The sequence below is a fragment of the Streptomyces sp. XY431 genome (assembly GCF_001279805.1).
In the GTDB taxonomy this organism is placed as follows: Bacteria; Actinomycetota; Actinomycetes; order Streptomycetales; family Streptomycetaceae; genus Kitasatospora; species Kitasatospora purpeofusca.
Genome location: NZ_LGDO01000018.1, coordinates 1 through 20,106 on the forward strand (window position 1 = coordinate 1; position 20,106 = coordinate 20,106).

The 20,106-nt window shown below is 75.0% G+C and carries 20 protein-coding genes; 12 read left to right on the forward strand and 8 right to left on the reverse strand.

Annotation, left to right across the window (positions count from 1 at the left end):
* A partial coding sequence (locus ADK60_RS03305; RefSeq protein ID WP_199839587.1) for a M20/M25/M40 family metallo-hydrolase occupies positions 1-1,275 on the forward strand: 1,275 nt, incomplete at its 5' end.
* A gap of 105 nt (positions 1,276-1,380) precedes the next feature.
* On the opposite strand, the gene ADK60_RS03310 is transcribed toward ADK60_RS03305, so the two are convergent.
* On the reverse strand, positions 1,381-1,977 hold the full coding sequence (locus ADK60_RS03310; RefSeq protein WP_053643089.1) for a winged helix-turn-helix domain-containing protein: 597 nt from the start codon (positions 1,975-1,977) through the stop codon (positions 1,381-1,383).
* Positions 1,978-2,393: 416 nt separating this feature from the next.
* On the opposite strand from ADK60_RS03310, the gene def reads away from it, so the two are divergent.
* The 6 genes from def to paaE all read left to right on the forward strand — a co-directional run bounded on the left by def (position 2,394) and on the right by paaE (position 7,435).
* Positions 2,394-3,086: a peptide deformylase gene (gene def, locus ADK60_RS03315; RefSeq protein ID WP_107094482.1), complete on the forward strand. Its 693-nt coding sequence runs from the start codon at positions 2,394-2,396 to the stop codon at positions 3,084-3,086.
* Between the two features lie 215 nt (positions 3,087-3,301).
* The gene (gene paaA, locus ADK60_RS03320) at positions 3,302-4,456 is read left to right on the forward strand and encodes a 1,2-phenylacetyl-CoA epoxidase subunit PaaA (protein WP_234370926.1); all 1,155 of its coding nucleotides are present in this window, start codon (positions 3,302-3,304) and stop codon (positions 4,454-4,456) included.
* Entirely contained in the window at positions 4,453-4,746 is a 294-nt protein-coding gene (gene paaB, locus ADK60_RS03325) for a 1,2-phenylacetyl-CoA epoxidase subunit PaaB (RefSeq protein WP_030391930.1), read from the forward strand. Before paaA ends, paaB begins: the two co-directional genes overlap by 4 nt.
* A 17-nt stretch (positions 4,747-4,763) precedes the next feature.
* Entirely contained in the window at positions 4,764-5,645 is an 882-nt protein-coding gene (gene paaC / locus ADK60_RS03330; RefSeq protein WP_053643091.1) for a 1,2-phenylacetyl-CoA epoxidase subunit PaaC, read from the forward strand.
* Positions 5,646-5,650: 5 nt separating this feature from the next.
* On the forward strand, positions 5,651-6,193 hold the full coding sequence (paaD, locus tag ADK60_RS03335) for a 1,2-phenylacetyl-CoA epoxidase subunit PaaD (protein WP_234370927.1): 543 nt from the start codon (positions 5,651-5,653) through the stop codon (positions 6,191-6,193).
* Positions 6,194-7,435, forward strand: a complete 1,242-nt coding sequence (gene paaE, locus ADK60_RS03340) for a 1,2-phenylacetyl-CoA epoxidase subunit PaaE (RefSeq protein ID WP_079008009.1) — start codon at positions 6,194-6,196, stop codon at positions 7,433-7,435.
* A gap of 34 nt (positions 7,436-7,469) precedes the next feature.
* Here the strand turns inward: paaE and ADK60_RS03345 are convergent, their stop codons facing one another.
* Entirely contained in the window at positions 7,470-8,687 is a 1,218-nt protein-coding gene (locus ADK60_RS03345; protein ID WP_079008010.1) for an NAD(P)-binding domain-containing protein, read from the reverse strand.
* Between the two features lie 191 nt (positions 8,688-8,878).
* Positions 8,879-9,253, reverse strand: coding sequence for a YbjQ family protein (locus ADK60_RS03350; RefSeq protein ID WP_045938048.1), 375 nt, complete (start codon positions 9,251-9,253; stop codon positions 8,879-8,881).
* A gap of 147 nt (positions 9,254-9,400) precedes the next feature.
* Between ADK60_RS03350 and ADK60_RS03355 the strand changes: the two genes are divergently transcribed.
* Positions 9,401-10,333, forward strand: coding sequence for a hypothetical protein (locus ADK60_RS03355; protein ID WP_159394101.1), 933 nt, complete (start codon positions 9,401-9,403; stop codon positions 10,331-10,333).
* A gap of 143 nt (positions 10,334-10,476) precedes the next feature.
* On the forward strand, positions 10,477-11,154 hold the full coding sequence (locus ADK60_RS03360) for an aminoacyl-tRNA hydrolase (RefSeq protein ID WP_053643093.1): 678 nt from the start codon (positions 10,477-10,479) through the stop codon (positions 11,152-11,154).
* Between the two features lie 106 nt (positions 11,155-11,260).
* Here the strand turns inward: ADK60_RS03360 and ADK60_RS03365 are convergent, their stop codons facing one another.
* Positions 11,261-12,055 carry an ABC transporter permease gene (locus ADK60_RS03365; protein ID WP_063783028.1) on the reverse strand — a complete coding sequence of 265 codons (795 nt, stop codon included), beginning with the start codon at positions 12,053-12,055 and terminating at the stop codon, positions 11,261-11,263.
* The gene (locus ADK60_RS03370; protein WP_053643097.1) at positions 12,052-12,960 is read right to left on the reverse strand and encodes an ABC transporter ATP-binding protein; all 909 of its coding nucleotides are present in this window, start codon (positions 12,958-12,960) and stop codon (positions 12,052-12,054) included. Before ADK60_RS03370 ends, ADK60_RS03365 begins: the two co-directional genes overlap by 4 nt.
* A 138-nt stretch (positions 12,961-13,098) precedes the next feature.
* On the opposite strand from ADK60_RS03370, the gene ADK60_RS03375 reads away from it, so the two are divergent.
* Entirely contained in the window at positions 13,099-14,376 is a 1,278-nt protein-coding gene (locus tag ADK60_RS03375) for a sensor histidine kinase (RefSeq protein WP_053643099.1), read from the forward strand.
* Entirely contained in the window at positions 14,373-15,038 is a 666-nt protein-coding gene (locus ADK60_RS03380; RefSeq protein WP_053643101.1) for a response regulator transcription factor, read from the forward strand. The genes ADK60_RS03375 and ADK60_RS03380 overlap by 4 nt, the downstream gene beginning before the upstream one ends.
* A 53-nt stretch (positions 15,039-15,091) precedes the next feature.
* Here ADK60_RS03380 and ADK60_RS03385 read toward each other — a convergent pair whose 3' ends face one another.
* The 3 genes from ADK60_RS03385 to modA all read right to left on the reverse strand — a co-directional run bounded on the left by ADK60_RS03385 (position 15,092) and on the right by modA (position 18,031).
* The gene (locus ADK60_RS03385) at positions 15,092-16,165 is read right to left on the reverse strand and encodes an ABC transporter ATP-binding protein (RefSeq protein WP_053643103.1); all 1,074 of its coding nucleotides are present in this window, start codon (positions 16,163-16,165) and stop codon (positions 15,092-15,094) included.
* A gap of 88 nt (positions 16,166-16,253) precedes the next feature.
* The gene (locus ADK60_RS03390; protein WP_375921207.1) at positions 16,254-17,024 is read right to left on the reverse strand and encodes an ABC transporter permease; all 771 of its coding nucleotides are present in this window, start codon (positions 17,022-17,024) and stop codon (positions 16,254-16,256) included.
* Positions 17,025-17,164: 140 nt separating this feature from the next.
* A complete protein-coding gene (gene modA / locus ADK60_RS03395; protein WP_053643106.1) occupies positions 17,165-18,031 on the reverse strand; it encodes a molybdate ABC transporter substrate-binding protein in 867 nt (288 codons plus the stop codon).
* Between the two features lie 378 nt (positions 18,032-18,409).
* On the opposite strand from modA, the gene ADK60_RS03400 reads away from it, so the two are divergent.
* Complete coding sequence (locus tag ADK60_RS03400) at positions 18,410-19,834, forward strand: cytochrome P450 (protein ID WP_053643108.1); 1,425 nt, start codon at positions 18,410-18,412, stop codon at positions 19,832-19,834.
* Positions 19,835-20,106: the final 272 nt, after the last annotated feature.

The following is a 20,106-nucleotide window of genomic DNA, read 5'->3' on the forward strand; positions in this document are numbered from 1 at the left end:
CTCCCCCCGGCCGCCCCCACACCCGCCGCCGCGCCACCCATCGCAGCGGCCCCCCGCACTCCGGCCGTCCCCGACAGCGAGGGCCAACCCGGTCCCACCGCCGCTCTCCCCGGTCTGCCCCAGGCCCTCACCACCCGCGCCCGCACCCTCGCCGGAGCCGTCCGGCGACGCTGCGCCGACCTGGCCCGGATCGAGTCCCCCAGTGGTGACGCACCCCGACTCGACGCCCTCGCCGAGGAGTTGGCCGCCGGATTCCGGGCCACCGGCGCCACCGTCCACCGCGAACCGGGCCCGGCCGGAGACCACCTCGTTCTCCAATGGGAGGGCCGGGACGAAAGCCTGCCGCACCTCCTCGTAGTCGGTCACCACGACACCGTCTGGCCGGCCGGCATCCTCACCGACTGGCCGGTCACCGAGCAGGACGGCACCCTGAGCGGGCCCGGCGTGGTCGACATGAAGGGCGGACTCGCCATCCTGGAAGGCGCCTTCGCCCTGCTCGCCGACCTCGGCCAACGCCCCCACCGCACGGTCCGCCTGGTCGTGGTCTCCGACGAGGAGGTCGGCAGCCCGGATGGCAGGCGCCTCGTCGAACGCCAACTGCGGGACGCCGCAGCCGTACTCGGCCTCGAACCGCCGCACCCGGACGGTCGGCTCAAGACCGCCCGCCGCGGCTCCACCCGGGTGCGGCTCACCGTCACCGGGCGCGAGGCGCACGCGGGCAACGACGCCGCCGACGGCGTCTCGGCCGTGGACGAACTGGTCGACCAGCTCGTCGCCGTCCGCGGCCTGGTCAGCCTCCCCGGCACCGAGCTGAACGCGGGCCGGATCAGCGGCGGCAGCCGGGCCAACGTCGTGGCGGGCCGGGCCGAGGCGGAACTCGGCCTGCGCTTCTCCACCACCGAGGCGCAGCGTCGGACCCTCGACAACCTCGCCCGCCTGACCGCGCTGCGGCCGGGCGCGCGGGTGCGGACCGAGGTGCTGTCCAGCCGCCCGGCCTGGCCCGAGCGTTCCGCGAACCCGCTGCTGCGCCACGTCCGTTCGCTCGCGGCGGTGCTCGGGCAGCAGTTGGACGGCGGTCCGGCGGGCGGGGCGGGCGACACCAACCTGCCGGGTTCGCGCGGACTCCCCACGCTCGACGGCTTCGGTGCCGTCGGTGGGGGCGCGCACGCCCGGCACGAGCACATCCGGATCGACCAGCTGGCACCGAGGATCGCCCTGCTGGCGGCGCTCCTCGCCGTTCCGCTCCCACGGTTGCGCGACCGCTCGGAGGGGTGACGGGGCGGAATGTCTCAGCCGGTGACGGCTGACGAGTGACCGTCGGCGGCCGGCTGACGGCAGCCGACGGCTGGCAGATTGTGAAATCTGTCAGCCGTCGGCTGTTCAGCGCGTCTCGGCTTCCCCTCCGGTGTCCGCGAGCAGCGGGAAGAGCCGGGTGACCGCTGCGACGGGGTGGGTCCCGGTACGCGGTTCGCGCTGCCGGTAGGGCGCGAGCAGGGCGCGGACGGCGGCGCCGAGGTCGGCGAGTTCGTCGCTGGTGAGGTGCAGGATGTCGCTCGAGGCCTGGTCCCGCTGCCAATCGGCGGGCGCGGCGGACCGGTTGGCGAGCCAGTGGCGGTAGCTGCCGTCCTCCAGCTCGGTCGCCAGCTCGGGGGGCAGATCGCCGCCGGTCCGGCCGGCCGCCGGCGTGCCCGACTCGGGAGGCATCAGCGACCCCTCCCATCGCAGCCGCCACGGGCGGGAACGCCCGTCCCCGGTCGGCGCCTCCTCGATCAGCCCGTACCGGGCCAGCTGCCGGAGGTGGAAGGAACACGTTCCGGAACTCTGGCGGATCATCTGCGCGGCCTGGTTCGCGGTGATGCTGCCCCACTCGGCGATCAGGTCGAGCAGTGCGGCGCGGACCGCGTGCTGCGGCAGCGGTCGGGAGGGCGCCCCGCTCTGGAGGGCGGCCGGTTCGGCGGGAGTGTTGTGGGTGGTCACTTTGCAAAGACTCCACTTTGCAAAGTTCTTTGGCAAGTGCGGATGTCGTCGATCCGTGGCCGGGCCAGTGTTTGCACTGTGTATGGGGCTCTTGGCGGCGTGCGAGGGGGCTCCGGTGACCATCTCTCCACACTTTGCAAAGTGCCCACTTTGCAAAGTGTGGGAGAGTGACGAGCAGTGGAGCCGATGCCGGATCGCCGGTGCCGGATCCCGCGTGCCACGGTGCCGCATCCGGCACCGTGGCGCGGAGAGCACAGCAACGCAGCAGCCCAGCGGCGCAGGGCTTCGGGCGCACAGCAACGCAGCAGCCCGGCGGCGCAGGGCTTCGGGCGCACAACAACGCAGGAATGCGGCATGCGGGACTGCGGGAACGCAGCAGCGCGAAAGCCGCAGGCATCACGGAGGGGGAGAAGATCATGGCGCGACGCGAGTCGGTGGAGCGGGTGGAGCCGGTCCGGGGGCAGGTGAGGTTGCAGGGCGAGGTGCAGGCGGCCTACCCGGAGGTGCCGCCGGAGGCGTTGCGGGGTGAGGTGCGGCGGGTCACCGTCGTCGGGGAGGACGTGCTGCACCGCCGGTGCCGGGACGTGGCGGAGGAGGAGTTCGGCACGCCCGCGCTGGCGCGGCTGATCGACGACATGTTCGCCACCATGCGGATCGCCGAGGGGGCCGGACTGGCCGCGAACCAGATCGGCGTCGACCTCCAGCTCTTCGTCTGGGACTGCTTCGACGAGGACGGCGTCCGGCACGTGGGCCACATCCTCAACCCGGTGCTCGACGAGCTGCCCGCCGGCGCACGTCGGCTGGTCGAGGCGGAGGAGGGCTGTCTGTCCGTCCCCGGTCCGTACGTGGCCCTGGCCCGCCCGGACCGGGCGGTGGTCCGAGGCCGGGACCTGGACGGCCGGCCGCTGGTCGTCGAGGGGCGCGGCTACTTCGCGCGCTGCCTGCAGCACGAGGCCGACCATCTGGGCGGCGGCCTCTACATCGACCGCCTCGCCGCCCGGGAGCGGCGCGCGGCGCTGCGCCGCATGGAGGAGCGCAAGGCGGAGGTGTTCGCCGGGCGGGCCGTTCGCGCCGAGGAACTGGCTGCCCTGCGCCGGACGTCGGCCTGACGCAGCCCCCTCGCGCCGTCGGCTGGTGACCGGCGGTGACGCGTTCCACTCGGCCGGGTCCGAGCCCCCAGGGGCCCGGGCCCGGCCTTTGTCCGTCCCGGCCCGCCCTGCCGGGCCCCGAGCCGCCGCCCGCCCCGGTGCCGCCGCCCCGTGCCCGAGCCGCCGCCCCGACATCGGCGGCGCTCCCTTGTCAGTCGCCCGTCCCACCGCGCACAATGGTACCGACCGAACGGTCAGTCGGTTGGCGGCCCGCCGACGGGTGGGGACACAGGCAGCGAAAGGGGACCGTGGTGACAGCAGAGGTGGCCGAGCGGCCCGGGGCATCGCCCGAGGAGGCGTTCGAGGCCGTCATCGCCGCGGAGCAGCGCATCGAGCCCCGCGACTGGATGCCCGACGCCTACCGGGCGACTCTCGTCCGCCAGATCGCGCAGCACGCCCACTCCGAGATCATCGGCATGCAGCCCGAGGGCAACTGGCTCACCCGCGCCCCCTCCTTGCGGCGCAAGGCGATCCTGCTCGCGAAGGCCCAGGACGAGGCCGGTCACGGCCTGTACCTCTACGCCGCCGCCGAGACCCTCGGCGTGGACCGTGCCGAACTCACCGAGAAGCTGATCTCCGGCCGCCAGAAGTACTCCTCGATCTTCAACTACCCGACCCTCACCTTCGCCGACGTCGGTGTGATCGGCTGGCTGGTCGACGGCGCCGCGATCTGCAACCAGGTCCCGCTCTGCCGCTGCAGCTACGGCCCGTACGCGCGCGCCATGGTCCGGATCTGCAAGGAGGAGTCCTTCCACCAGCGCCAGGGCTACGAGCTGCTGATGACGCTGATGCGCGGCACCGAGGCCCAGCGCCGGATGGTCCAGGACGCGGTGGACCGCTGGTGGTGGCCGTCGCTGATGATGTTCGGCCCCTCGGACGCCGCCTCGCCGAACACCGCCCGTTCGATGGCCTGGCGGATCAAGCGGCACACCAACGACGAGCTGCGGCAGCGCTTCGTCGACATGACCGTGCCGCAGGCCGAGCACCTCGGTGTCACCCTCCCCGACCCCGGGATGAGCTGGAACGAGGAGCGCGGCAGCTGGGACTTCGGCGAGCCGGACTGGTCGGAGCTGAACCGGGTCATCCAGGGCCAGGGCCCGTGCAACGCCCAGCGCGTCGAACGGCGGCGGGCCGCCCACGAGGACGGCGCGTGGGTGCGCGAGGCGGCCACCGCGTACGCGGAGAAGCGCCGCGCCGAGGCCGGCGCGAGCACCGGGACGAACGCCGGCAGGCAGGCGGACGCCGGCAGGCAGGCGGACCCCGGCACGCAGACGGAGGCCCCTACGCAGCCGGACGCCGGCACGCAGACGGAACAGGAGAACGGAAAGTGACCGAGTCCAAGGCCGGCTGGCCGCTCTACGAGGTGTTCGTGCGCCCCCGGCGGGGCCTGAACCATGTGCACGTCGGCTCCCTGCACGCGGCCGACGACCGGATGGCGCTGCTCGCCGCCCGCGACCTCTACACCCGCCGCAACGAGGGCGTCAGCCTCTGGGTGGTCCGCTCCGACGCGATCACCGCGTCCACCCCGGACGAGCGTGACCCGTTCTTCGCGCCCAGTGGCGACAAGGTCTACCGCCACCCGACCTTCTACGACATCCCCGAGGATGTCCCGCACATCTGACCGGGAGCAGCCGAACCATGACCGACGACCACGTGTACCTGAGCCTCAGCGAGGCGTCCCCCGAGCCCGAGGGCGAGGGCCGCTGGGCGTACGGGACAGGCTTCGCCGACCCGCTGCTCGGGGTGGACACCGCCGTCCCGCCCGGGCTGGACGGGACCGACCTCGCGGCCTACTGCCTCATGCTGGGCGACGACGCGCTCGTCCTCGCCCAGCGCCTCATCGAGTGGTGCACCCGCGCGCCCGAGCTGGAGGAGGAGGTCGCGCTCGCCAACCTCGGCCTCGACCTCCTCGGCCAGGCCCGTCAGCTGCTCACCCGGGCCGGGCAGGCGGACGGTTCCGGGCGGACCGAGGACGACCTGGCGTACTGGCGCGGGGAGCAGGAGTTCCGCAACGTCCGCCTGGTCGAGGCGCCGAACGGGGACTTCGCCTACTCGATCGCCCGCCTGCTGCTGTTCTCCACCGTCCGCGGCGCGCTGTACGAGGCGCTGGCCGGGCACGCCGACCCGGTGCTGGCGGCGGTCGCGGCGCGCGGGGTGAAGGAGCTGGCGTACCACCGCGAGTACGCCACCGCGTGGACGCTGCGGCTCGGCGACGGCACGCCGTACTCGGCCGCGCGGATGCAGGCCGGTCTGGACGCGGTCTGGCCGCTGCTGGAGGAGCTCTTCACCGCGCACCCGGTCGAGCTGCGGGTCGGGGTGGACCCGGCGACGCTGCGCGAACCGGTGCTGCGCTCACTGGCGGCGGTGCTGGCGGAGGCCGGGCTGGCCGTGCCGGACGTGCCGGGGCTGGCGACCGTCGGCGGCCGGGCGGGCCGGGACGGGGTGCACAGCGAGGCCCTGGGCCTGCTGCTCGCCGAGCTGCAGGTGCTGGCCCGCGCGCATCCGGGTGCGACGTGGTGACGGCCGTGGCCGGGCAGCGCGCGTCGAGCGGGGCGGCCTGGGCGGTGGCGGCCGCCGTGCCGGACCCGGAACTGCCGATGCTGACCCTGGCCGACCTGGGTGTGCTGGCCGAGGTCGAGGTGGCCGGGGGCCCGGAGGACCCGGTGGTGACCGCCTGGCTCACCCCGACGTACTCGGGCTGTCCCGCCGTCGCCGAGATGGCCGCCGATGTGGACCGGCGGCTGCGCGCGGCCGGGTTCGCGGACGTCCGGGTCCGGCTGCGGCTCGACCCGCCGTGGTCGACCGACCTGATCACCCCCGAGGGCCGGCGCAAGCTCGCCGAGGCCGGCATCGCCCCGCCGCGGCCCGGGGGCGGCGCGGCGGCCAGCGGCGGCGCCACCCTGCTGAGCCTCGGCCCGACCCGGGTCGAGGCCGCCGCGCCCGTCGCCTGCCCGCTCTGCGGCGGCACCGACACCGAGGAGCTGTCCCGCTTCGGCTCCACCGCGTGCAAGGCGCTGTGGCGCTGCCGCGAGTGCCGCGAGCCTTTCGAACGCGTCAAGGAGATCTGAATGGCCGCCGTCCCACCAGCCGTCCCGTCGGCAGTCCCGGCAGTCCCGGCAGTCCCGGCAGTCCCGGCAGTCCCGGCCGCCCCGCTGGCCGCCCCGTCGGCCGTCCCGCCGTCGGCGGAGCCGACCACGCCGCCGTCCGCCGAGCCGTCGCCCGTCCGCCCGGCCCGCCGGCCGGCGTTCCACGCCCTGCGGATCGCGGCAGTGGAACGGCTCTGCGACGACGCCGTCGCCGTGACCTTCGCGGTGCCGGACGGGCTCGCGGAGGCGTTCGCGTTCCGGCCGGGGCAGACGCTGACGCTGCGCCGGGTGGTGGACGGGGTCGACGAGCGCCGCTCGTACTCGATCTGCGCCCCCGTCGGCGGCCCGCTGCGCATCGCCGTGCGCGAGGTGCCGGGCGGCCTGTTCTCCCGCTGGCTGGTGCGGGACGCCGGGCCGGGGGAGGAGGTGGAGGTGCTGACGCCGTCCGGCCTGTTCACCCCCGACCTCGGCGAGCCCGCCGACCATGTGCTGCTGGCCGCCGGTTCCGGCATCACGCCGATGCTGTCCATCGCCGCCTCCGTGCTGGCCGCCGACCGCGCCTCCACCGTGACCCTGCTCTACGGCAACCGCCGCAGCGACACCGTGATGTTCGCGGACGAGCTGGCCGATCTGAAGGACCGCTACCTGGGCCGCTTCCAGCTGGTCCACGTGCTCTCCCGGGAGACCCGGGACGCCGAACTGCTCAGCGGCCGGCTCGACCCGGAGCGGGTCGAGGCCCTGCTGCGGGCGTTGGTGGACGTGCCGGCGGTCGGTCACTGGTGGCTCTGCGGGCCGTTCGGGATGGTCACCGGGGCGAAGGAGCTGCTCGGCGGGCTGGGCGTGCCGACGGAGCGGGTGCACCAGGAGCTGTTCCACGCCGAGGACGAGCCGATCGGCGAACGCGCCGACGACACGCCGGGTGCGGCGGACGGTGCCGAGGGCGTCGAACGCAGCGAGGTCACCGTCGTCCTGGACGGCCGGGGCAGCACGCTCAGCCTGCCGCGCGACCGGTCGGTGCTGGACGGCGCGCAGCGTTCCCGGCCGGACCTGCCGTTCGCCTGCAAGGGCGGGGTGTGCGGGACCTGCCGCGCCCTGGTCACCGAGGGGGAGGTGTCGATGCGGCGCAACTTCGCCCTGGAGGAGAAGGAGTTGGCGGCCGGCTACGTCCTCACCTGCCAGGCCCGTCCGGTGACGGACCGGGTGACGGTCGACTTCGACCGCTGACGGGCGGCCGGTCGCTCCCCTCCCCGGTCAGGCGCTACCCGGCCGCCACCGCGACGGCCGCCGGTTCGACGGCCGCCACCGCGACGGCCGCCGGTTCGACGGCGGCCACCGCGGCGCCGGCCGGGGCGCCGAGCAGCCCGACGATCTCGTTGACCGCCGCCCGGCCCGCGCGGTTGGCGCCGACGGTGCTGGCGGACGGCCCGTAGCCGACCAGGTGGACCCGGGGGTCGGCGGTGGCCCGGGTGCCGGTCAGCGCGATGCCGCCGCCGGGGGAGCGCAGGCCGAGCGGGGCGAGGTGGCCGACCTCGGGGCGGAAGCCGGTCGCCCAGACGATCGCGTCGACGGCGAGCTCCTCGTCCCCCCAGGCGACCCCGTGCTCGGTGAGGCGGTCGAACATCGGCCGGCGCCGCAGCGCGCCCAGCTCCTCGGCGCGGCGGTAGGCCACCGACGGTCCGAGCCCGGTCACGCTCACCACGCTGCGCACCGGCAGCCCCTGGCGGACCCGTTCCTCGACCTTGGCGACCACGGCGCGCCCGTACTCGGGGGTGAACGGCCCGGCGTGGTACACCGGCGGGGTGCGGGTGACCCAGACGGTCTCGCCGACCGCCGCGACCTCCGACAGCACCTGGATCGCCGAGGCGCCCCCGCCCACCACCAGGACCCGCTTGCCGGCGAACTCCTCCGGCCCCCGGTACGCGGCGTAGTGCAGTTGCCGTCCGGCGAACCGGCCCGGGTAGTGGGGCAGGAAGGGCCGGGTCCAGGTGCCGGTGGCGTTGATCAGGGCCCGGGCCGACCAGGTGCCGGAGTCGGTCTCGACCAGCAGCCGGGCGTCGGGCCGCGCCGATTCCGAGCGCACCGCCAGGACCTGGACCGGGCGCACCACGGGGAGCGCGTGCTGTGCCTCGTACGCCGCGAAGTACCCCGGGACGACTTCGCGCGCCGGTGCGTTCGGGTCGACCTCGGGCAGTTCGACGTCGGGCAGGTCGTGGAAACCGTGCACGGTGGCCATCAGCAGCGAGGGCGACCGGTGGGCCCAGGCACCGCCGGGGGCGTCGTCGGCGTCGAGGACGACGAACCCTCCGCCGGTGTCGCCGGCCTCGCTCGCCCCGCCGCCTCCGACGGCTTCGCGGTAGGGGGCGAAGCCGCGGCGGCGCAGGTGGTAGGCGGCGGACAGGCCCGCCTGACCCGCGCCGATCACCACGACGTCGACCCGGCGGACCGGGCCGGAGTTGGTTGCACCGTAAACAGTCACGCCGGTGAAACATCCGGTGCCCGGCGGGTGTTCCCGGCCGCCACCGGGCCGGGAACACGGCTGTGTGCGGGCCCGTACGCGCAGACCTCCGTGCCGACGTCCGCCGCCTCCGTGACGTCGAACCGGAACCTCGGCACCGCGGGCCCGTCCGGTTCCAGGGCCGGGCCTGACCCGGATCGGACCGCCCCGGCTCAGGCCGTGGCCGGGGAGATCACCACCGCGGTCCCGTACGCGCAGACCTCCGTGCCGACGTCCGCCGCCTCCGTGACGTCGAACCGGAACATCAGCACCGCGTTCCCGCCGCGCGCCTTGGTCTGCTCGACCAGCCGCTCCATCGCCTCGTTCCGGCTCTCCACCAGGGTCTTGGTCAGGCCGCGCAGCTCGCCGCCGACCAGCGACTTCAACGAGGCGCCGATCTGGCTGCCGATGTGCCGGCTGCGCACGGTCAGGCCGAAGACCTCGCCGATCACATGGTCCACCCGGTAGCCGGGGATGTCGTTGGTGGTCACTACCAGTACCTGGGCGTCCGGGCGCTGCCCGCCGCCGTACTCGTCGATGTTTGCCATGGCGCCCATCCTGCGGGCGGTTCGACGCCGTCGAACAGAGGCGCGCGGGGGTGCGGCCGGGAGAAGGCGGAGCAGTGACGGCGAGAACGCGTAGGGTAGCCGGAACAGACCGGTGATCGGACGGCCGAAAGGCCGTACCGTAGCCCCATGGGCGAGCGAAGCGATCATCCACAGGGGCCGGGCGCGGCGGAGGACTCGGGCGCGCAGGAGATCGAGGCGACGGTGGTCCTGGGACTGCGGATCACGAACTGGCCGGCGCTGCGCGCCGCGGCCATCGCGGCCGTGGAGGAACTGGACTTCGAGGGCATCGATCCGGCCGGACAGCGCCGTGAACTGCTGCGCGAGGTGGCCGAGGACGCCAACGCGGCACTCGGCGCACTGCTGCACCCGGACCGGCTGGTGGCGGCGATCCCCGGGGTCGAGGCGGTCGGTGGCACGCTGGAGATCAGCGTCACCGAGGACTTCGCGCCGGACTTCGCCGAGCTGTTCCCGCTGGACGGCGACGAGGAGGAGGGCGGCAGCGCGGCGGGCGACTGGACGCTCACCCCGCGCACCGCGTGCCTGCTCCACGCCCAGCTGCTCGGGCTGGCCGACGCCGCCTACGACGACCTCGACGAGCACGAGGACGAGCCGGTCACCGACGGCGAGGAGGCGGACTGGACGGTGTTCGGGAGGCTGCCGCAACGCACTTGGCGGCTGCACCGGAGCTGGCGCCGGGCGATGGCCCGCACCTTCGACGACCTCGCCGACGACCTCGCGCTCGGTGAATGGCCGCTGCCGCGCTGCCTGGCGGAGGAGATCGCGCTGCGGATGGCCCTGGTCGACGCCCGGACACTGCTCGGCGCGCAGCCCGAGTCGGTCGCCGACATGATGGGCGACCTGCCCGCGGACCTGTACGACTACGACTGGGACGGCTGCCACGACGAGCTGTTCGGCGTCTACGGGCCGGACGACGGCGACCCGGAGCTGACCGCGGAGCAGCGGGCCGAACTGCTGCTCACCGCCACGCATCCGGAGGGCTGGTTCCTGAACTACGACGACGCGGAGGAGCGGGACGCGCAGCGCGGCTACCGCCGCTGACCGGGAGCCGGGAGCCGGACGTCGGACGTGGGGAGCCGGGTGCCGGGTGCCGGGTGCCGGGCGCCCCGCGGTGATCGCCGCGGGGCGGGGGCTGGCATGCTGGTCGGGTGACCTCACCGTTCGACGCCCCCGTTCCAGACCCTATGCCCGAGGACCGCGACGCCCGGCAGCAGTACGTGCTGCCGCTGGTGGTCCGGATGGAGCGCGCGACGCCGCCCGGGCGGACCGACGCGCTGGAGACCTCGGCGCGGGCGGTGCTGACCCTGCTGAACGACCCGCGGGTGGTCGAGGCGGAGGGTGAGTGGGCGGAGCGGGTGCTGGCCTGGGAGGACGCGCGGATCCGCAAGGTGGTCCGGCGGGCCCGGGGCGGCGAGTGGCGCCGGGCCGGGGAGCTGCCCGGGATCACGGTGACGGGGCTGGAGGCGGAGGTGCGGGTGTTCCCGCCGGTTCCGCTGGACGGCTGGCCCAAGGAACTGGCCAAGCTCCAGGTGTCGGGCACCGACCTGGAGGAGGCCGGTCCGGTCGGCGCCGCGACGCCGGGTGTGCCGGTGCTGTGGCTGAACCCGGAGCTGGAGATGAGCGCCGGCAAGACGATGGCGCAGACCGGCCATGCCGCGCAGCTCGCCTGGTGGCGGCTGGACGACGCCCGGCGCAAGGAGTGGGCGGAGAGCGGTTTCGCGCTCGCCGTCCGCACGGCGACGCCGGAGGCGTGGGCGGAACTCGTGGCGAGCGGGCTCCCGCTGGTGCAGGACGCGGGCTTCACCGAGATCGCCCCGGGGAGCTGCACCGTGGTGGCGGACCACCCGGCGCTGCGCGGCTGAGAAGGGCACCCGCCGCGCCGCTCCGAGGGATGCGGTGGAAGGCGAGGACGGCGGCCGGGTCGAGCGGCTCGACCCGGGCCGTGCGCCCCACCTCGGTGGCGCGGTGTCAGAACCCCTGGCGGCGCAGGGTGCGTATTCCGCCGTAGGTGGCGGCGGCGGCCCACAGGGCCATGATCAGCAGGCCGGTCCAGTGCCCGTACGCCACCTGCGGGTCCTCGGTGTAGCGCAGCGCGTACTGGCCGGCCCGGTCGGGCAGGAACTGCACGGCGTGACGCACGACCGGGACCCCGGACAGCAGCGGGGAGAGCAGGAAGACGACCGGCAGCAGCAGGCCCATCGCCGCGGTGAGATTGCGCAGGACGGCGGTCAGCCCGAGGCAGAACACCACCAGCAGGACCGGGTAGAGCACACCCGCCGTGGCACTGCGCACCAGGGCGGGGCCGTCCCAGACCTCCGGTACGAAGGCGGCGTAGCCGGCGAACGCCCCGGCCGTCCCGAGCAGTCCGACGGCGAGGGCGACGGCCGCGGCGAGGGCGAGCTTGGCGCCGTAGAGGCGGCCGCGGTGCGGGACTGCGGTCAGTGAGAGCCCGATCATGCGGGTGTTGAACTCCTGGCCGAACAGCAGGACGGCGAAGCAGACCAGCGCCGCCTGGCCGAAGTTGAGGCCGTAGTGGATGCCGACGCCCGGGTCGGAGGTGATGCTCTCGTCCTTGTCGCCGAGGGTGGCGGCGACGGTGGTGGTGAACCCGACCGTGAGCAGCAGGCCGATCAGCGGGGTGATCCAGAGCGAGCGCAGGGTGGTGAACTTGATCCGTTCGGCGCGCAGGGCGGCAGGGATCAGCGAGCCGGACACGGTCGTCGTCCTGGTGGTCGACGTCCTGGTGGTCGTCGCGGTGGTCATGCGGCCACCGCCCGGTACTCGACGCTGTCGGCGGTCATCCGCATGAATGCTTCCTCCAAGGAGTCCTGTTGGACGGCGATCTCGAACAGCACCACGCCGTCGGCGGCGGCCAGGGCGGCGACGGACTCGGCCGTCGCGCCGGCGACCTCCCAGGCGCCGTCCGCCGAGGGTTGCGCGTCCAGGCCCGAACGCAGCATCAGCGCGGCCAGCCGGACCGGGTCGACGGCCCGCACCCGGACCCTGGTCCGGCCGTGGCGGTCGATGAAGTCCGAGGTCGCCGCATCCGCCAGCAGCCGGCCCCGGCCGATCACCACCAGGTGGTCGGCGGTCAGGGCCATCTCCGTCATCAGGTGCGAGGAGACCAGCACCGCCCGGCCCTCGGCGGCCAGTCCGCGCAGCAGGGTGCGGATCCAGCGGATGCCCTCCGGGTCGAGGCCGTTGACCGGCTCGTCGAGCATCAGCACCGGTGGATCGCCGAGCAGTGCCGCGGCCACCCCGAGGCGCTGGCGCATGCCGAGCGAGAAGCCGCGGATCCGCCGCCCGGCCGCCCCGGTCAGGCCGACCCGGTCGAGCACCTCGTCGACCCGGCGGTCCGGCAGGCCGTTGCTCGCGGCCAGCCAGCGCAGGTGGCCGCGAGCCGTGCGGCCGCCGTGCAGGGCCTGCGCGTCGAGCAGTGCCCCCACCCGCCGCAGCGGGCGGTCGAGTTCGGCGTACGGGCGGCCGTCGACCAGGGCCCGGCCCGCGGTCGGGCGGTCGAGGCCGAGGATCAGCCGCATGGTGGTGCTCTTCCCGGCGCCGTTGGGCCCCAGGAAGCCGGTCACCACCCCCGGGGCGACCTCGAAGTCGAGCCCGTCCACCACCCGTGCCCCGCCGTACTCCTTGGTGAGGCCCTCCACCTTGATCACGACCGTCCTCCGTTCCTCCGTGCTTCGGTGACTCCATGGGACCGCGGCCAGGGGGTCCGGCGGATCCCGCCCGGGAGGGGATCCGCCTCCCTCCCGAGAGGGAGTTTCCGCGGGGCCCTGACCTGGCAGGATGGCGCGATGCCCCGAATACTCGCGCCACTGCTGAGCGCCACCACCTACGCGCGCTGGCTGCACCTGGTGATCGGCCTGGTCTTCGTCGGCGTCGTGCTGATGGTCTGTCCGGGCGTCGAGGGGTGGAGTTCGGGCGAACTGCTGGCGCGGGCGGTGCCCCTGGACGCCGCGCTGCTGGGGCTGGCCGCGCTGGTGCCCGCGATGCGGCGGGCGGAGGGCGTGCAGGCGCGGCTGCTGCTGGTGCCCGACCGGGAGCAGGACATCGCCGTCGAGCCCGCCCGCGGCTGGGCCGACCGGCGGCGGACGGCGGCCTGGCTGGTCGGCCGGGTGGTCCTCGGCGGGCTCGTCGGCGGGGCCTCGGTCCTCGTGCCCGCCGCCGCCTTCGACCTGGTGGCGCGGCCGGAGCAGGCGGTGTTCGGGCTGCGGTCGGCCGGGGCGGGCCGGCCGGGTTGGGCGCCGCTGCTGGCGCCGGTACTGCTGTTCGCGCTCGGCTGGCTGGTCGTCTGGGCCGGGCGGCTCCAGCTCGCCATGGCGGTAAGGCTGTTGGGGCCGTCCCCGGCGGAGCGCCTGGCCGCCGCCGAGCTCCGCGCCGAACGCCTGCTGGAACGCAATCTGCTGGCGCGCGAGTTGCACGACTCGATCGGCCACGCGTTGACGGTGACGGTCCTCCAGGCCGGGGCGGCGCGCGAGGTCGGCGACCCGGCGTTCGCCGCCAAGGCGCTGGAGGTCATCGAGGAGACCGGCCGGCGGGCGATGGACGACCTGGAGCGCACGCTCGCCCTGCTGCGCGACCCGGGCGGACCAGATGAACCGGGCGGCCCCGCTCCAGCCCCCGGGACCGGCCCAGGGACCGGCCCCGGCAGCGGCGAGGACGCCCGGGAACGGCCCGGGATCGACCGGCTCCCCGCCCTGTTCGAGACCGCCAGGGCGGCCGGCAGCCCCGTCGAGGCCCGGGTCGACGTCCCCTCCGGTGCCCTCCCCGGGGTGCTCTCCCGCGAGGGCTACCGGATCGTCCAGGAGGGCGTCACCAACGCCCTCAAGTACGCGCCGGGGGAGCCGATCAGCGTCCGGGTCGCCGTCCGGGACGGCAGCCTGGAACTGCGCTGCGCCAACGCCCTCCGCCCGCAGTCCGCCCGCTCCCACGGCGGCTCACCGCGCCGGGGCGGCAAGGGACTTCGGGGCATCCGCGAACGGGCCGTACTGCTGGGCGGCGAGGCCACGGCCGGCACCGAGTCCGGCGAGTGGGTGCTGACCGTTCGGGTACCCCTACGCTTGGGCGGGTGACGATCGACATTCTGCTGGCCGACGACGAGGAACTCGTCCGGGCCGGCCTGCGGGTGGTGCTGGAGGCGCAGGGAGACCTGCGGGTGGTGGGGGAGGCGACGGACGGCGCGGAGGCGATCGCACTCGCCCGCCGACTGCGCCCGCAGGTGGTACTGATGGACGTTCGGATGCCCGGTCTGGACGGCCTCGCCGCCACCCGCGAACTGGTCCGCGACGCCGCCGCACCCGGCGGGTACGCGCCGAAGATCCTGGTCGTCACCACGTTCGAGATCGACGACTACGTCTACCAGGCGCTGCGGGCGGGCGCGGACGGCTTCCTGCTCAAGCGCGCCCGGCCGAGCGAGATCGCCCAGGCCGTACGGCTGGTGGCGGCCGGCGAGTCGCTGCTCTTCCCCGCCCAGATCCGTCGGCTCGCAGCCGCCCAGGGCAACGCGGCGGCGCGCGGCACGATGTCCCGCGCCGCCCTGACCGAACGCGAGGCCGAGGTGCTGCGCCTGGTGGCGCGCGGACTGACCAACGGCGAGATCGCCGAACAGCTCTTCCTCGGGGTGCAGACCGTGAAGACCCACGTCAGCAGCATGCTGGCGAAGCTCGGCGCGCGGGACCGGACCCAGGCGGTCATCCTCGCCTACGAGTCGGGCTTCGTGACGCCCACCGAGTGACCACCGCAGACCTGGGCGGCCGGGCGGGAGCGGGGCCCGGAGGCCGGCGGCGTTCAGGCCGGATAGGCGTGCGTCTGGGCGGCCTTGACCGCGGCCCAGACCGTCGAGCCCCGTGCCAGGCCCAGTTCGGCGGCCGCCGCCGGGGTGAGGTCGGCGGCCATCGGGACGGCGCCCGCCAGGTCGGCCCGCACCTGGTCGCCGTGGAGGTCGAGCCCGTTGACCGTCAGTTCCCAGACATTGCGCGCGCTCCCCTCCGGCCGCGAGCGGTGGAGGACGACGGCGGACGGCGGGAAGGCGACGAAGACCGGCCCGGACAGGTTCTCGTCGGTGGTCAGCACGGCGCCGTCCGGCAGCGTCACCCGGTGCCCGGCCGAGGTGCCCCGGTAGAGGTTCAGCCCGACCAGCCGGGCGATGTAGTCGGTGCGCGGCCGCCGCGCGATCTCCGCCGGCAGGCCGGACTGCACCTCGCGCCCGCCCTCGATCACCACCAGCCGGTCGGCCAGCACCATCGCGTCCAGCGGATCGTGCGTCACCAGCACCGCGACCGCCTCGAACTCGGCCAGGTGGCGCCGCAGCTGCGCCCGCACATCGAGCCGGGTGCGGGCGTCCAGGGCGGCCAGCGGCTCGTCCAGCAGCAGCAGCCGCGGCCGGACCGCGAGCGCCCGGGCGAGCGCCACCCGTTGGGCCTGCCCGCCGGAGAGCCGGGCCGGGCGGGCGGCGGCGTGCTCGGCCAGGCCCATCCGCTCCAGCCAGCCGGCGGCCTCGGCGCGTGCCTCGCGCTTGGAACGGCCTCGGCAGCGCGGGCCGAAGGCGACGTTGTCGAGGGCGCTCAGATGGGGGAAGAGCAGGTAGTCCTGGAAGACCACGCCGACCGGGCGTTCCTCGGCGGGGGTGTGCAGCCGCTGGGCCGGGTCCTCCAGGACGTCGCCGTCCAGCCGCAGGTGGCCGGCGCCGAGCGGCAGCAGACCGGCCAGCGCGCGCAGAGCGGTGGACTTCCCGGCGCCGTTCGGGCCGAGCAGCGCGACCACCTCGCCGGGGGCGGCGGTGAGGGCGAGGTCCAGGGTGAAGGCGGCGCGGTCGACCCGCAGCCGGGCGTCCAGACCGGCGGCGCCGGGGTGGGAGGTCATCGGCGCGGCACTCCGGGGACGGGGACAGGCACAGGGCCGGGGACGACAGGGAGGGAGGCGAGGACCGGGACAGGGGCGGCAGTCGGCCTCACGGCGCGGACATCCAGCGCTCGCGCAGGCCGGCCAGGACCGCGATCGACACCACCAGCAGCACCAGGGACAGCGCGATCGCCGCCTCCGGGTCCGACTCCATCGCGAGGTAGACGGCCAGCGGCATGGTCTGCGTGCGGCCCGGGAAGTTTCCCGCGAAGGTGATCGTCGCGCCGAACTCGCCCAGCGCCCGCGCCCAGGCCAGCACGGCGCCGGCCCCGATGCCCGGGGCGATCAACGGCAGGGTGACCCGCCGGAACGCGGTCAGCCGGGAGGCGCCCAGCGTCGCGGCGGCCTCCTCGTAGCGCGGGTCGGCGGCGCGCAGCGCGCCCTCGACGCTGATCACCAGGAACGGCATCGCGACGAACGCCTCCGCGATCACCACGCCGGTGGTGGTGAACGGCAGGGTGATGCCGAAGGCGGAGTCCAGCCAGGAGCCGACGATGCCGCGCCGGCCGAGCACCAGCAGCAGCGCGACGCCGCCGACCACCGGCGGCAGCACCAGCGGCAGCGTGACCAGGGCCCGGACCAGCCGTCGGCCCGGCAGCTCGGTCCGGGCCAGCAGCCAGGCCAGCGGCACGCCCAGGACCAGGGACACCGCGGTGGCGGCCGTCGCGCAGACGAGCGAGAGGCGCAGCGCCTCCCACACCTGCGGGCTGGTGAGCTGCTCCGGGAGCGCGCTCCAGGGCGCCCGGACCAGCAGACCGACCAGGGGGAGGACGAGGAACGCCAGGCCGAGCAGCGCGGGGAGCAGCAGGGCGACCGGCACCCGGCCCGCCCGCCGTCGGCCGCGGCGGCGCGGCCGGCCGGTCCCCGGGGCGGAGTCCGGGAGCGGGCCCGGGCCCGGTCCTGAGGAGTCTCCGGACCCGGTGCCGCCCGCCGTGCCGCCCGCGCGGCCGGTGCGACGGATCACGGCGCCTGGAAGCCCGCCGCGGTCAGCACCTGCTGCGCCTCGGACGACTGGATGTAGGCGACGAAGGCGGCGGCGCCGTCCTTGTTCGGCGCCTTGGCCAGGGCGGCGATCGGGTAGTCGTTCACGGCCTTGGCGGCCTCGGGGAATTCCACGCCGTCGATCTTCGCAGCATCGGCCCGCACATCGGTGCGGTACACGAGCGAGGCGTCGACCTCGCCCAGCTCGACCTTGGTCAGCGCGCCCTTGACGTCCTGCTCCAGGGTGACCGGGGTGAGGTTGACGTCGGCGGCCTTGAGTGCGGTCAGCGCGGCGGCGCCGCAGGGCACCTCCTTCGCGCAGAGCGCGACCTTCACGCCCGGCGCGGCCAGGTCGGCGAGGCCGGCGACGTGCTTGGGGTTGCCCTTGGGGACGGCGATGGCGAGGGTGTTGCGCACGAAGGTCTTCGGCTCGCCGGTGGCGCCGCCCGCGTCGGTGACGGTCTTCATGGTGGCCGGGCTGGCGGCGGCGAACACGTCGGCCGGGGCGCCGGAGTTGATGCTCGTGGCGAGGGCGGAGCTGCCGCCGAAGTTGAAGGTGACCTTGGCGCCGGGGTTGGCGGCCTCGAACTTCTTGCCGAGGTCGGTGAAGGTCTCCTTGAGCGAGGCGGCGGCGAACACGGTGATCGCTCCGGAGGCCTTCGGGACGCCGGCCGCGCTCGTGCCGGCACCGGTCGCCGCGCCCGTGCCGGGGGCGGCGGGGGAACTGCTGCTGCTCTTGGCGTCGCTGTCGCTGCCGCTGCTGCAGGCGGTGGCGCCGAGGGCCAGGACGAGCGCCGCTGCCGCGGTGGCGGTGAGCCTGGTGGCGGTGAGTCTGCGGATGGTCATTCCTTGGCTTCCCCTCCTGGGCGCGCCGGGAGGGGCGCGGGGTCAATGCCGCAGGTGCGGCCATTACGCCGATCATAGTGCCGCACATGCGGGCTGAATTTCGTCTGTCTCATTGCACAGGCCAGGGGTGCCGAAGCGGGTGGCGGGCCTGTCGGAAGACGCAAGCGGCCCCGGGGTGCCCGGTGTCGGAGGGGCGCGGGGCGGCCGGTGAGCGCGGGGTGGCGCGCGTCGGCAGCACTCTGTGCGCCCCTTCTGTGCCGATTACCCGGCAGTTGCTTTGGGGACGGATCGGGGGGCACGACCGACCGGTCGCGCGGTCGGGGGCGGGGGTGCCCGACCGGACGCGGGACCGGTGAGGCGCACGACCGAGGAGGGGACATGTCGCTGACCGCCGCGACCACCGGCACCACCAGTACTACCGGCACCGCCACCACCATCACCCGGATACCCGGGCCGCCCGGACTCCCGCTGGTGGGCTCGCTGCTCGACCTGACCAGGCGCCCGCTGCGGACGTACCTCGACGCCCGCCGCGACTACGGCGACGTCGTCCGCTTCGCCGCCGGGCCGCCAGGGCTGCGCGCCGAGTTCTACGCGGTGTTCTCGCCGGAGGGCGCGCACCAGGTGCTCGGCAGCGAGGCCGCCAACTTCCGCAAGGACAACAGCTTCTACGACGAGCTGCGGACCAGCCTCGGCAACGGCCTGCTGACCAGCCAGGACGGCGACTACCACCGCCAGCGCCGGCTGATCCAGCCGCTGTTCACCCGGCGCCGGGTGGACGGCTACGCGGAGGCGGTCGGGGAGGAGTGCGCGGTGCTCGCCGACCGCTGGCGGGTGGTCCCCGGCGGCGTGGTCGACGTCGCGGAGGAGATGTCGCGGTTCGCGCTGCGCACGGTGTCCCGGATCCTCTTCGGGGCGGACGTGGAGGCGGCGGTGCGGGTGGTGCACCACAGCTTCCCGGTGCTCGGCGAGTTCGTCCTCGAACGCGGCTTCGCGCCGGTGAAGGTGCCCCGCGGCTGGCCGACTCCCGCCAACCGGCGGGCCGCCGGCGCGCAGCGCGACCTCTACGCGGTGTGCGACCGGATCATCGCCGAGCGGGCGGTCCGGCGGGCGGCGGGTGTGGCCGACGCCGCCGGTCCGGAGGACCTGCTGGAGCTGCTGACCCGGGCCCGGGGCGAGGACGGGGAGCGGCTCGACCCGGCCGAACTGCGCGACCAGGTCCTGATCTTCCTGCTCGCCGGGCACGAGACCACGGCGACCTCGCTCGCCTTTGCGCTCTTCCTGCTGGCCAAGCACCCGGAGCAGCGGCGCCGGGCCCGCGAGGAGGCGGACGCCGTACTGGCCGGACGGGCGCCGGTGGCGGCGGACCTGGACGCGCTGCCCTACCTCACCCAGGTGCTGAAGGAGGCGATGCGGCTCTACCCGGCCGCCTCGCAGATGGGGCGCCGCTCGGTGGCCGAGTCGGTGATCGACGGGTACGTGGTGCCCGCCGGTGCCCAGGTCATCCTCGCGCCGTGGGTCACCCACCGGCACCCGGACCACTGGGAGCAGCCGGACCGCTTCGACCCGGACCGCTTCCTGCCCGAGCGGGAGAAGGAGCGCCACCGGTACGCCTGGTACCCGTTCGGGGGCGGGCCGAGGGCGTGCATAGGGCAGCACTTCTCCATGCTGGAGTCGGTGCTGGCGCTGGGGGCGCTGCTGCGGGACTTCGAGTTCGAGGCGGTGGACCGCGGCGTCCGGCTGGGCCAGGGCATCACGCTCCAGGTGCGGAGCCCGATGCGGGTCCGGCTGACGCCGCGCGGCTGACGGCAAGCGGCTGGCGCCACGTGGCCGAAGGCAAGCGGCGGACGGCGCGGGGGAGTTGGATGCGGAGAGCGCCCGGCCCCGGGCACTCCGCCGTCATGGCGGCCGGAACGGTCGGGCACACGACCGGGACATTCCAACACAGCACCCCGGTGCCGCGGGCGGATTCGCGGATCCTCGCCGCCGCCGGGCGGCCGCGCCGATAGCGTCCCATGCACCCCGGGTCGGAAGCGCACGCACGGACGGCACAAGAAGCACCGTCGCTCCACCACCCC